17 protein-coding genes and 1 pseudogene are annotated in these 12115 nt (G+C 39.5%); 1 reads left to right on the forward strand and 17 read right to left on the reverse strand.

The annotated features are described in order from the left end of the window. Nucleotides 1–31: 31 nt before the first annotated feature. The 17 genes and pseudogenes from MBEAL2_RS20270 to MBEAL2_RS20340 all read right to left on the reverse strand — a co-directional run. A complete protein-coding gene (locus tag MBEAL2_RS20270) occupies nt 32–481 on the reverse strand; it encodes a WapI family immunity protein (RefSeq protein WP_047154065.1) in 450 nt (149 codons plus the stop codon). Between the two features lie 199 nt (nt 482–680). After that, nucleotides 681–1040 (reverse strand): GIY-YIG nuclease family protein, encoded by a 360-nt coding sequence (locus MBEAL2_RS20275; protein ID WP_047154066.1) that lies wholly within the window; start codon nt 1038–1040, stop codon nt 681–683. After that, nucleotides 1027–1503, reverse strand: coding sequence for a helix-turn-helix domain-containing protein (locus tag MBEAL2_RS20280; RefSeq protein ID WP_047154067.1), 477 nt, complete (start codon nt 1501–1503; stop codon nt 1027–1029). Before MBEAL2_RS20280 ends, MBEAL2_RS20275 begins: the two co-directional genes overlap by 14 nt. Before the next feature lie 63 nt (nt 1504–1566). After that, nucleotides 1567–1710 (reverse strand): hypothetical protein, encoded by a 144-nt coding sequence (locus MBEAL2_RS31945; RefSeq protein WP_161798257.1) that lies wholly within the window; start codon nt 1708–1710, stop codon nt 1567–1569. A 22-nt stretch (nt 1711–1732) separates the two neighbouring features. After that, on the reverse strand, nt 1733–1867 hold the full coding sequence (locus tag MBEAL2_RS33685; RefSeq protein WP_269082496.1) for a hypothetical protein: 135 nt from the start codon (nt 1865–1867) through the stop codon (nt 1733–1735). 80 nt (nt 1868–1947) lie between these two features. Then, nucleotides 1948–2838 (reverse strand): alpha/beta fold hydrolase, encoded by an 891-nt coding sequence (locus tag MBEAL2_RS20285; protein ID WP_047154068.1) that lies wholly within the window; start codon nt 2836–2838, stop codon nt 1948–1950. Nucleotides 2839–2856: 18 nt separating this feature from the next. Further along, nucleotides 2857–3207: a DUF1330 domain-containing protein gene (locus MBEAL2_RS20290; RefSeq protein ID WP_236692958.1), complete on the reverse strand. Its 351-nt coding sequence runs from the start codon at nt 3205–3207 to the stop codon at nt 2857–2859. Nucleotides 3208–3438: 231 nt separating this feature from the next. Further along, a complete protein-coding gene (locus tag MBEAL2_RS20295) occupies nt 3439–3903 on the reverse strand; it encodes a hypothetical protein (protein ID WP_047154070.1) in 465 nt (154 codons plus the stop codon). A gap of 45 nt (nt 3904–3948) precedes the next feature. Next, nucleotides 3949–4365, reverse strand: coding sequence for a hypothetical protein (locus tag MBEAL2_RS20300; RefSeq protein WP_236692959.1), 417 nt, complete (start codon nt 4363–4365; stop codon nt 3949–3951). A 311-nt stretch (nt 4366–4676) separates the two neighbouring features. Continuing rightward, nucleotides 4677–5411 (reverse strand): STAS domain-containing protein, encoded by a 735-nt coding sequence (locus MBEAL2_RS20305; RefSeq protein ID WP_052947864.1) that lies wholly within the window; start codon nt 5409–5411, stop codon nt 4677–4679. 70 nt (nt 5412–5481) lie between these two features. Next, the gene (locus tag MBEAL2_RS32445) at nt 5482–5991 is read right to left on the reverse strand and encodes a hypothetical protein (RefSeq protein ID WP_201780831.1); all 510 of its coding nucleotides are present in this window, start codon (nt 5989–5991) and stop codon (nt 5482–5484) included. Continuing rightward, nucleotides 5988–6296 (reverse strand): RRXRR domain-containing protein, encoded by a 309-nt coding sequence (locus tag MBEAL2_RS32450; RefSeq protein ID WP_052947865.1) that lies wholly within the window; start codon nt 6294–6296, stop codon nt 5988–5990. The genes MBEAL2_RS32445 and MBEAL2_RS32450 overlap by 4 nt, the downstream gene beginning before the upstream one ends. Before the next feature lie 491 nt (nt 6297–6787). Further along, nucleotides 6788–7060, reverse strand: coding sequence for a hypothetical protein (locus MBEAL2_RS20320; RefSeq protein ID WP_047154072.1), 273 nt, complete (start codon nt 7058–7060; stop codon nt 6788–6790). Nucleotides 7061–7261: 201 nt separating this feature from the next. Next, a complete protein-coding gene (locus tag MBEAL2_RS20325; RefSeq protein ID WP_439644892.1) occupies nt 7262–8452 on the reverse strand; it encodes an oxalate decarboxylase family bicupin in 1191 nt (396 codons plus the stop codon). An 851-nt stretch (nt 8453–9303) separates the two neighbouring features. Further along, complete coding sequence (locus MBEAL2_RS20330; protein ID WP_047154073.1) at nt 9304–10068, reverse strand: alpha/beta fold hydrolase; 765 nt, start codon at nt 10066–10068, stop codon at nt 9304–9306. A gap of 343 nt (nt 10069–10411) precedes the next feature. After that, complete coding sequence (locus MBEAL2_RS20335; protein ID WP_047154074.1) at nt 10412–10861, reverse strand: AraC family transcriptional regulator; 450 nt, start codon at nt 10859–10861, stop codon at nt 10412–10414. Between the two features lie 229 nt (nt 10862–11090). Then, nucleotides 11091–11429 (reverse strand): annotated as a pseudogene (locus tag MBEAL2_RS20340) (DUF4158 domain-containing protein); the annotation flags it as partial. Nucleotides 11430–11545: 116 nt separating this feature from the next. On the opposite strand from MBEAL2_RS20340, the gene MBEAL2_RS20345 reads away from it, so the two are divergent. After that, nucleotides 11546–12115, forward strand: a 570-nt coding sequence (locus tag MBEAL2_RS20345; protein WP_047154076.1) for a recombinase family protein, incomplete at its 3' end; no start/stop codon positions are given.

Raw genomic sequence — 12115 nt, forward strand, 5'->3', positions numbered from 1 at the left:
AACTAAAGATTTCTGTTAACGGAATAAGAAATTACTTATTCTTTACACCTTTTAGGTCACCGTAATGTTCAACAATATTTTTTAACTGTTGTAATGTTGATGATAAATAACTTTGGTCGCTTTCAAACTCAAACTTCAAAATATTTTCTTCATGTCCTAATTCTTGAAAACGTCCTTGAATGTGTATGTGCCCTAACTTAATAAAACTAAGGCTAAATTCTAAGTTATTTTCTGAGTCTGAAAAGGTAGCATTTCCTTTTAAAAGGTTATAACATTCTTGTATCCGAATGAAAAACTCATATACCTGCCCAGTTGAAAACCAAAGTTTAGCCTCTTTAACATAATAATTTCTGCTCTTAATTTCGATTTTCCCCTCTACATCATAGCCACCTAAATAACTTGTTTGTTTAGGAAAACCAAAAACTTCATTAAATTCAATACGTATAAATCCGTTTTTACCTGCAATTTCAAATTTGTTCACTTTAATCATCTCTTTTCATGCAGAAGCTATTTCTCTATAGCAAAACTAACTTAATTCTAACAGATGTTCTTAAACTATACTCCCGTTAGCGGAACAAATAAAAAACGACTGTCTGTGACAGCCGTTTTTCGCTAGCGATTTCCGTTAGTTAAACAACTGATAGTGTAAAATGTTCAAATAGGATATCTTTACCCATATCTCATTCTTTTGCTGGCTTATTGTATCCTCTGTCTCCGTATGGTTGCAATTTCCCAAGCCATTGTTTCTTCATTTTTTTAAGTTCCCATCGCCTATCTATAATCTTGTCTGCTTTTTTCTCCTCTAACACTTCATAGGTAAATGCTTCTGCCCCTAATTTGCTCCATTCTTTTTGTAACTGGGAATTTGCAAATCTCCCCATGTTTAGCTGCATTTGTAGAGTTAACCATTTGTTTTTTAAGTTAGGATAGCTATCGACATACATTTTTCCATTTAGATTATTTGTTATTTTGAATACCCCCATATACGTCTTAATCTGCTTATAATCCTCTTGCAGTTCCTTGCGCCTATTCATGTCCATGTAATTCTCTTCCCCTTATCAGTTGCTCCATTTCTGCCAAGAATTGATCAATTCTTTGGTTTATCTCCTCATTATCATGATGGAGTATCGAAGCTAATCTTCCTATGCGAATTTGTTTGGATTTCTCCTTTTGAAGCTTCTGGATATGTTCATGGTAAGATTCTTCGTCAATACCTTCATTAATTTTTTTCTTAATGAGCAACATTTGGATATCGATCTTATTAATTGAGTCGAGATTTTTTGTGAAGTTATTCTGATCAACTAAATAGGATTCATCAATACCAAAATAGTCACTTAGTGTTTTCAATCTTTCTTGCGGAATAGGTCTACGTTTCTTAATCCAATCCGAAAATTGTTGTGGTGTAATATTTAACTCCCTACCGATCCCAGAATAGGATTGTTCATTAACCAATACCAGATATTCTAAAGTGGTTTTAGAGTTTAATATATTTTTATCACCCATTGGATTCCCCTCTCTTATTGAAGTAATTTACGTCAACAATAACAAATGACATAATACCGGCGCTTATTCGATCGATTCCACATATACGTTCAAATGGAGTCTCTGGTTATGAACCACCGTTAATTGATGAAATGGAGCTGCTTTAACAACGGTTCCAAGAGCACCGCCGCTTCCGCCCGGGTGATGTCCGCATTCGGCTCGAATCAATTCGCCGTCACCTCGTTGATGATCAAATGCGAAGCGAGCAGTTGCACATCTTTTTGTTCCCAGTCATATCGGCAAAGGTTTTCGTTCCCGAATGGTAATGCATGCCGATGATGTTCTTGCCCGTGAATCCGACCTTTGGCACGATCGCCCTCGCCATATACGTTCCGCTGAAATCGGTGTAATCCACGATGTACGAAGCGAAGTAGGCGGCTGGTTGCTAGGTGCAGGAAGCGCGTGTCAACTGCGACGAGCCGTTCGCTCTATGCCATCAGCGGTTACTTTGTACAGTTGGTGCGGAAGGTCGTGTCCCATGCCGTCAACCAACATTAGCTCGGCGCCCGGGATGGCAGAAGCCGTGTCCTCGCCACACGCCGGGACGAACAGGGGATCCTCCACCCCATGAATGACAAGTACTGGTACTTTTATGGTCGCCAGCCGCGGACGACGGTCACCGGAGACAGCGATCGCTGCAATTTGTCGTCCGACACTGCCTGGATCGTAGGCTCGCTGGACTTCCTCCAGAATGAGCGCCCGATAAGCGTCCTCTTCAAACGGATAGCCGGTGCCGGCGATGCGTTTGGCAAAAGAGAGGCTGTGCGCCAAAAATCCTGCTTCATCCTCAAATGGGTTCGGCGCCGGTTTAGTCATCATCGCCATGACATCCGGGGCAGATTGCGGAAGGGCGGGATTACCGGAACTGGACATAATGGAGGTGAGCGATAAAACCCGTTCAAGGTACTCACTGGCTGCAATCTGGGCGATCATTCCGCCCATCGACCTGCCAACGAAATGTGCCCGGTCAATTGAAAGGGCGTCGAGCAGTCCAATAGCGTCATCGGACATGTCATCGAGAGTGTAGGGGATGTCCGGTCGTTGTCCCGACATGAGAGCAGTCGCTAGTGCGTCAAAATCCAGCGCCCGATGATGGCTAAAGTGCGTCGAGCAACCTGCGTCGCGATTGTCAAAGCGAATCACGCGAAAACCCCGCGCTGCTAATATTCGACAAAACGGAACCGTCCATCGGATCATCTGGGTTCCAAGCCCGGCGATTAGGATAATAGCCTCGTCGTTTTCGTTACCGAAACTGTCATAGCCCAAATCGACGCCGTTGACTTTCAGAATGTTCATGGTCATGTTCTCCTCCAATTAAATCGGTATCGGAAGTTCTGCCATAGGCAGAAGGCGTGAATCTTCGATTGCTGCAGTCCGATGTCCGATACCGGCTAGGTAATCTTGATGACTTGAAAAAGCAATAAACGACTGCGCGCTGCTCTGGCGGATCAGCATGACAAGATCCCATCTTTCGTCTTCGGGACCGATAAGAAACTCTCCGCCATCTCCAAGAAACATGACTTCACCCCCGCTTTCACGGAGAAATGGGAGCGTGTGCTCAATATAGCGGTTGAAAGCTTCGGCACCGCTGATTGGGACCTCCGGTGTTAGTTCAGGATTGGCTGTGTAATCGGCAACATCACGAAAACGCAGTAGGTTCAGCATGATGATGCTACCCTCAATGCCTCGCTGCATGAACCTCATGCCAGCGCGTTGCGATGGTTCGATGTAACGAATGGTTTTAGCGTTTAAATTGTTCTGAGCACTCATTTTCTTCACTCCTTGACGTAATTTAAGTCAATAATAATGAAAGGCATAAATTACGTCAATGATTTTGACGTAATTTATGCCTGGAATTATCCCGAAGCAAAAATAGTTACTGAAGTAAACTGTCCATTAGCTCAATAATTTGGTTGAACTGATTAATTCATTTTGCTGGTCTAAATGGATTAGAGCATCATTCACCACTTCATGCGAAAAATCCTTAATAATAATTTGGTTCTCAATAAGAAAAACATTTCCGTCCATATTGCGTTGAATATAATCCATTAATCCAACTTTTGTACATATTGAACACCATCTTTTTTGTCCATCACTTAAAATAACTGTGATTTCAGGGTGCTGTAATGAGTTTTCACTTGAATCATGAATGACATCATCAAATTGCCATTGAACCAACACCGGGACATTGCTTCCATAAGATACGAAGTAATCCTCTTTAAACCACCTTGCTCGTTTGTTATCACCGAGTATTTTTATCTGTTCTTTTTCTTCATTTTCAGCTATGACTTCATATTCCTTGCCTCTTGTTAATGCTTCTGCATAAGAGCCAACAGAATTGCAAATTACAACCTTATTCATCTTGGGTCTCCCAGTGTTGAATTATCGATTTTCATTGGTTGAAAATTAACCTCTTTTTATTTCTTTTATTTTAGGTTCTTCATATGAAATTACGTCAATTATATGGTTTAAACAGGGAATTTGATAATGAACAAAATGTTCGTTAGGATTTATATGTTCGGCGATTGTTCCTAATTTAACGAAATCCAAGTATCTTGACTTTGTATAAATCCTGAATACTCCACCATCAAAAATTTCATATTCGTCCATTACAGTAAAAGATTCATTGATTATGGAATAAGAAACATATGATTCAAAATCCAATTGAATTATTGGCAACCCATCATCAACTTCAATGGGATAAGAATCCATTATCACTTGTTCTCCTACCTTAACAGCTTCACTTTGATTATCTACTTTACATCTATTAATAAGTATCCTTAATGAATTTTCATCAGGTTCAGCCAATTCTTTAAGATAAATATAACCTTTTCATTTCATTAAGTTTTTGTAATTCATTGGTTGTCACTCTTTTCATTTAAGTTGTACTTATTTAACACTGTATATATCTAACTTTTCCATGTTCAACTAAACTGGCCGTTCGTATAATAAAAAACGGCTGCCATAACAGCCGTACTGGGGTAATGATTCTGCTTAACAAATAAAATGCAAATTAAAATTGCTATTAAAATCTCAGTAACATTGGTATTACTTTATGCTCTCCAACGCTTGCTTAACATTTGCATATGCCTTAATAGATGAAAAATCAATCCCGTCATTAACAACTCTTGTGGCTAAATCAGGCGTATACCCGTTACAATCACATTTATCCCTAATAAACGTAGAACATTATTAATATTAAATACATAACTTGCAATATCTGAATCAATCGTTACGGTGCCTGAAAAGTCAATGATTAAATATTCAATGCTTAACTGGTTAATCTTTGGAACAACTTTGCTCATAAGATATTCAGCTCTGTCAGTATCAATGGAACCAATCAATGGCAGAACCGCCATTCCCTCTTGAATAGGTACAATGGGAGCTGATAACTCATTGATTTCTCTTTGTCTTTTTTTATTATTCTTATCTGTATAGCTTTCGTATGCAAGAACGGATTCAACGATATTGACATCAAGTATATAATTAAGCCGGTTATTAATCGTGACAATTTCCTCAGTAGAAAGGTTATGTTCGATGCTAATGGCAGTGAAACGTTTATTGAAAAACAGCCGAATATCTGGAAAGGGTTTGACTATATCTGAAACTTTAGTGAGTAAAAACGCTTCTTCATGTTGTCCGTGTTTTTTGTCCCATTCAACAAAGCCTTGTCTTACTTGTTCTTCATCATGATAAGTAACTGCCTCACCTACATATTTAATAAATTCTGTTTGATAGATGATTGCTTTTTTTATTATCTCTTTAGGTACTTCAAAGTCCAATTTATTAATATTATAGTAAACTACTTCAGTTGCTAATGACTCCGCATTATTTATTAAGTATTGAGCAACAGATGCAATCGAATTCATCAGATTTTAGCGCAGGATACCCCTTCCTCTAAGCGAAGCGCAGGTAGGGGAGGAATGCGCGTTCCCCCTTTTAGCTGATTTTAAATCCTTTCCCGTAGGCGTAGATGTGAACATCACTTACCTTAACGGATTTCCCTGTTTCTTTGAGAATGACCCGGCTTCCTTTGTTGTGGACCCCTTTTGCGGTATACTTTTTCCCTTGATAAACCAGTAGATCATTCGGCTGAATCGGATACCGTTCTTTTCGGATGGTTCGCTTTCCCCTCGAGAGTTTTTCCCCTCTGTACTTGCGGAGATTTTCTCCGTTTAGATTCCTGTTTCTTTTCCTTCTCCCACTGGATAAGTCCTGCCCGCTTGCTTTTTCTCCACTGCGGATATCGATAAATTGAGCATCGTAGAATTTTTCCAGGCTTCGATTGTTCCTTCGTACCTGTTCCACAGTCAAAGGAAGGATCCTTTTTTGTGTAGAACCACCGGCGATGCAGAAGGCGTCATTCCAATGGGACTTTTCCAAGCCAAGGGCAATCCGCCTGCTTTTGGTTTCAAACCCATAGGTGTGCAGGCATTCTAAGTGATTCACCAGCTTCCAGCGGACAATGGACATAAAGTTTGCTTGTTTCGTTCCACCATCCCTTTTAAAAGATGGACTTCACCTCCGATGAGTTCTTCTTTTTCGGAGAGGGCTGAAAAGCCAATATGCTCATAGCCGGAATCAATCCCAAGGGTAATGGGTTGTGTATAGGCAGGGCTTGCATAAGTGAGCTGAATGGTAAACGACTTTCGTTTGACCACCCTGGCCAGCCCTTCTTTCAGCATACGCCTCACTTTTCCAAAACGCTTAGTAGGCATGAGAGGGTTTCCTTCCTGACTGAGGACATACACCATGTTAAATCTCCTTTCGGAAATAAGTCAGGCTGAAAGCCTGTAGGTCCACTTCGCCCTTGTTTGCCTGGGTTTTTACTGCCCACACTTCTCCTTCCCATTAGAGATGTTTAATGGACAGCCGTAGTGTCCGGAGCGAGTGGAGTACCCCGGAGTACCTATGTATTCTAAGCAAACGGCTCCTGTCTAGGAAAGCAGGGGGCTAATCAACCGGGCCTGTAAAAGAGTTCCTTTACAAGCCCCCACTTGAAGAACCGCCAGGTTCTAAGTGGTGGGTAGTTGACTGCTTTTCACACCCTTATCTATATATCTGACTAACCATTATTCTAAAACCTACCTAATATGAACCAAATTTCTTTTTTATGTATCGGCTACGAAAAACTTTCTATTAAACAAGCATTTATATAAGATTCCATAATTATCCTATAAATTAACACAATATTCAATCTAAATTATTAAGAGGATATAGTCTCGATAAGGAGAACCTTTTCTCCTTAGCAAGATGAACGTTTAGGCTTGTTTTTAATCCAAGTAAGAATTCCTAAAATGATAACGTTAAAAATAAATGTGCCTCCATAAATAACAATACCAATTCCTTGGGCAATCCCATCCGCTGTGTAATTTAGCCACCATACCCATAAAAAAGCGAAGAAAATAATGTTAAAGATTAATGAATAAACAAACGCAATTCGATTACGCCTCACTACCATCCAAAAACACAGAACAAGAATCATCCATAAAAAATGTGAACCAATGTATAACTCCATACTTCTCTCCTTTTAAACCCCAGATAATAATTATAAATTTTACCATAAAGTGTATGGTTATAATTATTTTTATTTCCAAACTATACTGACCCATCAGTTGAGCAAATAAAAAACGACTGCCGTAACAGCCGTAATGTGCTAACGATTCCCGTCGCAACAAGCTCTCCAATTAAAATGGAGAACCATATAATACTGATGTTCTTATTTACACGTTCTTGGGTAATAACAACATCCCGGATACTTCACTATATATTGTTTTTCCTTTCTCAATGCGTTCATTAATTCTGGTCCTACATTTAGGTTCTGTTGTACAAGTTGATGAGGTGTAAGCGCCATCCACTGATTCAGTGAAACATCTTCAAAGCGGTCACTCGCAAACATCTCCAAAGCCCATACGCTTTGATTACCGGTGTTTTGGATGTAGTGTCCGAAGGCGCGTGGTACATATCCTACATCCCCAGCACGATAATCGAAAGTACGAGCCGTACCATTGGGTGCCATAACCGTCATGCGCGCCGTACCTGAGATATAATATTGCCATTCATCGTTGTTTGGATGCCAATGCATTTCTCTCATTGCGCCCGGTTTGATTTCCAACAACGATGCGGCAATTTGAGTGGAAATAGGAAAGTTGGTTGAATCGACTATTCGCACGGTACTCCCGCCCGGAGTTACAATCGGCTCTTGTGCAAGGAGTCGATGTGTAAAGGTTTTTGGTACTGTACCTTGTGGGTCTGCTACCTGCTGACTTTCGAGTGGACCGGGAATAGTTCCTTGGAAAATGTATAGCTGATGATTCGGGATATGGGCAAAAGCGCTTGTTGGAACACCAAAATTCGCCGATAGTACGTCCTTTGGCGTATGTGCGAACCAATCAGAGATGGATAAAGTATTGAGGTCAGAGAATTTACCGTCAGGGAAGACGAGTAAAAACTCGCAACCTTCTTCCAACCCTTGAATAGAATGCGGAATTCCGGGAGGGAAGTACCACAGATCGCCTACGCCTACGTCAGCAATGAAGTTCCTCCCGTTCTGGTCAACTGATGTAATGCGCGCTCGCCCCACAAGCATGATAGCCCATTCCGCTTGCTGATGCCAATGTAACTCACGCACACCACCCGGAGTCAGATCCATATTCACCCCAGCAATCGTGGTTGCTATCGGCAACTCTCTAACCGTCACTTCCCGTGACCAGCCGCCTTGATTTAACTGCATATGTGTGTCAGAGAAAGAGAACTTCATATTGGGCAACGAGCCAGCATCGGTGGCGGGCGGAACTAACATGTCGGGGTTCTCAAGGTCTCGCATAACGTCCCGTGGTCCAAAATCCCACCATCCGGCACCATCCCTTATCGGTTGCGGTATATATCCGTTCCTTGTTTGGTTTTCCAAAATAATCACACCTCTAATTCTATTCACTAAGTATTCGACACTGGTTCAGGTGCCCAATTTAAATTATGAATAGAATCAGGATCAGGAATTATGTCCTCTTATTACGTTAAACTGCCCAATAGTTGAATAACAAAATTAACAACACACTTTAACCAAGCTTAGATTTAAAAATTTCTTGCCCTTTCCCCTATTCCCTAATTCAGATTCATCTTAGCTTCTTTCTTCAAAAATGTCCTGCTTCTATGTAGTTGAAAAATTAAGTTCTTTCCTTCCCTTTCTCTCAAACCCTTGTCATTCCTGCATTTCCCAATTTCTGTCGTCAAATAGGTTTTTCCCTAACCTCCTCCTTTTTTCGTCCTATTTTTTGTCAGAATCCAGCTTTTTCCTCGCTCTTTTCATCCAATAAAAAACACGAGGAAAATCGGATGGTGATTCCGATTTTCGCTCGTGTGAGGGAACGATTTATTTGCCCAAGAATACAGTTTATTTGGCTAAGGAAGAACTTAATTTTGCAGGTACAAATCCTGTTGCTTTGAAATAAAGTTTGATCAAAAATATCTCGTAAACCCAAATTTTACAATAAATATAAAGAATCCATTTTGAAAAAAGATTGCTCAAAACTGGATTCTTCTCCAGCAGATTTAAGTTTGGTTTTTATAAAAAAGTTTGATTGTCCAGTGAAAATATAGTTTTAGACTGACCATAATAACGAAACAGCGGCGGACCAGGACGTGAAAAATAAAGTCCTACACTGCCGCTGTCTTTGCTGAACTAACGTTCTCCGATAGTTTAATCGTCGAAGCTTTAGTATTAGAAAGATCGAGATAATTTTTTTGCCAAGCTCCCTGACATTACTGGTTAATGGATAATTCGAAAAAACTTTTAAGATGTGCCAGCAATGACTGATACTGTGTAGAAATATACGAAGCATGATTACCAGTCACTACTACAAGCTTAGTATGAAGCAACTTTGCCATATCATGAGCGTACTCAGGTCGAATAATATCATTGTCTCCAATGATGAGTAGGACGGGTACAATAATTTGTTCCAGTTCTGCGGGTTCTAGAAAATCCTCTTTACTTACGTTATTTGCCATTTCTGCACCTTTGGCAATCAGTTTGGACCAGTTTTCAGGGTGTGGAGCTACTCGTTCATATTCTTGCTTCATCTGGGGTGGAAAAGCTTCGGCGGAAGCATGTTTGAGTCCTTCGACAATATAGGGAAAGTAGCCATCCATACTATATACGGTCGAGGCTAGTGCCAGTTTACGGATCAGGTTGGGGTTCGTCTTAGTCAATTGCAATGCGACTGTTCCGCCAGCACTGTATCCGAACACATCCGCTTCAGCGATTCCCAATTGATTCAGCAATTCAGATGTATCACGGCCCATTTGAGCAAAACTTAACGGGCGGTCAATATCTGGCGTATGGCCATGTCCTTGCTGTTCAATTAATACTACCTGACGGTGATCAACCAGCTCCGGCAATATCGGATCGAACATACGGGCAGTCGCAAACTGACCATGGAGCAAAACTAACGGTTCTCCGTTCCCATGGATTTCATAATACATATTCAATCCATTTACATTCTTGTAACCGCTTTTTATGTCACTCATGCTTAAGCCTCCTCTGCATCCTAATGTGTGTCTGTAAGTTTATTTGATAAAAAGACTTCCACCCTCGGGTGATCGACATTATCATTCCAATAATAGCACATTCAATGTTTTCTAAGCTTCTTTTGAATTGCTGTCTTTAATGTTCAGCAAGAATTATCAAACATGTTGTTGAATTAAACTGCCCATTAGCTTAATGAACTGGGCAGTCAGTCTACAACTTTATTTTCTCAGTCTAATACTTCATTTTCCAGTCCACAACTTTATTTTCTCATTACATTAATCATTTTCTACCTGTATTCCCTCCACCATCGCCCCCATTTGTTGAATAAATATCCTGCTCTTGTTACTGTATGGGAACTAATATTTCACACAAATGGTTATCGATCATTTGTGAAGTGTATCTTTCTACAATCGGCTGTTCCCTTATTGATAGATTGCTTTTTTCTATTTCAGAAAAAATATTGCCCCAAAATTCACCGACTGCCTCTTTTGTATGGTCAAGGACGAAAACAGCGTATTTCCCACCAGTAAATTTACCGACTTGAGCTGGTCTTGCCACATTAAAATCTTTATTTACAACAACACAAACATCATAACGACATTCTTCTTTAGGAGTAACCTGGGGGTTATCCTGCGGTATTCCTAAAATCGTGGAATTATCAAATACACCATTTATCTGTGCCCACTTTTTTAAGGACTCCATTAGTTCCTTGTTTTGCTTTTCGCCATACTCTCCAACGTTACGGAAATAAGCAATTCTTGATTCAGGTATTTCTTCAATAGTTATTTTCATTTTAAATCTCTCCTTTTGGATAAGGTAATACGATTTAAATTATTATTCAAACACTTTTTTAAAAGAGGATATTCTGTAGACGTTCCTTCATAATCTGGCCCGATTTCGGAACAAAAAAATCCTGCATATCATTACAGGACTTTTGATCAAACTTTTTTATAAATTATCATTTTTTTTAAAAATTATCGAACTTCTTTACAAATTATCAAACTTTATTTTAAATCAACAGTGGTTCTTTTAACCAACCTAATATCGTTTTATTAGATTCGGATGGATGCTGCGAAGTAATGATTTCTTCAAGCTTTTCTTTTTGCTCATTTGTCAGAGATTGACTAACCGTATTAAATAGCTTCTTTTCAGCCATTGCCCTTGCCTCCCACACCATTCTCTCAAGTGTAGTGATAGCAGGCAGTATGATTTTGTTTATTCTTAGAAAATTTATGCATTCATGTAGTAGATGAATGGCATCACCATTTTCCAAAGCTAATTGATGAAGATGCTTAAATATCATTCGATATTCTTTTAGAGTAAAAGTTACAAAGTCGTATTCACTTCGAATTTCTTTCAGTTAATTAGTTCAATTATATATCAATAGAGTGTACTCTATTGATACAAGTGTAGGAGACTGATAAAATCATAGTTAAGAGCGTCTCATAAGACTTGTCTCAAAAATGAGGTGATATTTTGCGAAAAATCGGTTATATACGTGTCAGTTCAACTAGCCAGAATCCTTCAAGGCAATTTCAGCAACTGAACGAAATCGGAATGGATATTATTTTTGAAGAAAAAGTTTCCGGAGCAACAAAAGATCGTGAGCAACTTCAAAAAATGTTAGAGGATATACAAGAAGGTGACATCATTTATGTTACGGACTTAACTCGGATTACTCGTAGTACACAAGATTTATTTGAATTAATCGATAACATACGGAGTAAAAAGGCAAATTTAAAATCCTTAAAAGATACATGGCTAGATTTATCAGAAGATAATCCCTACAGCCAATTCTTAATTACGGTTATGGCGGGTGTAAACCAATTAGAACGTGATCTTATCCGTATGCGGCAGCGTGAAGGAATTGAACTGGCTAAGAAAGAAGGAAAGTTTAAAGGTCGGTTAAAGAAGTACCATAAAAATCATGCAGGAATGAATTATGCAGTAAAGCTTTATAAAGAGGGAGATATGACTGTAAATCAAATTTGTGAAATTACAAATGTGTCTAGGGCCTCATTATATAGAAAGCTATCGGAAAGGAAC

Source organism: Aneurinibacillus tyrosinisolvens, assembly GCF_001015055.1.
Classification (GTDB): Bacteria; Bacillota; Bacilli; order Aneurinibacillales; family Aneurinibacillaceae; genus Aneurinibacillus_A; species Aneurinibacillus_A tyrosinisolvens.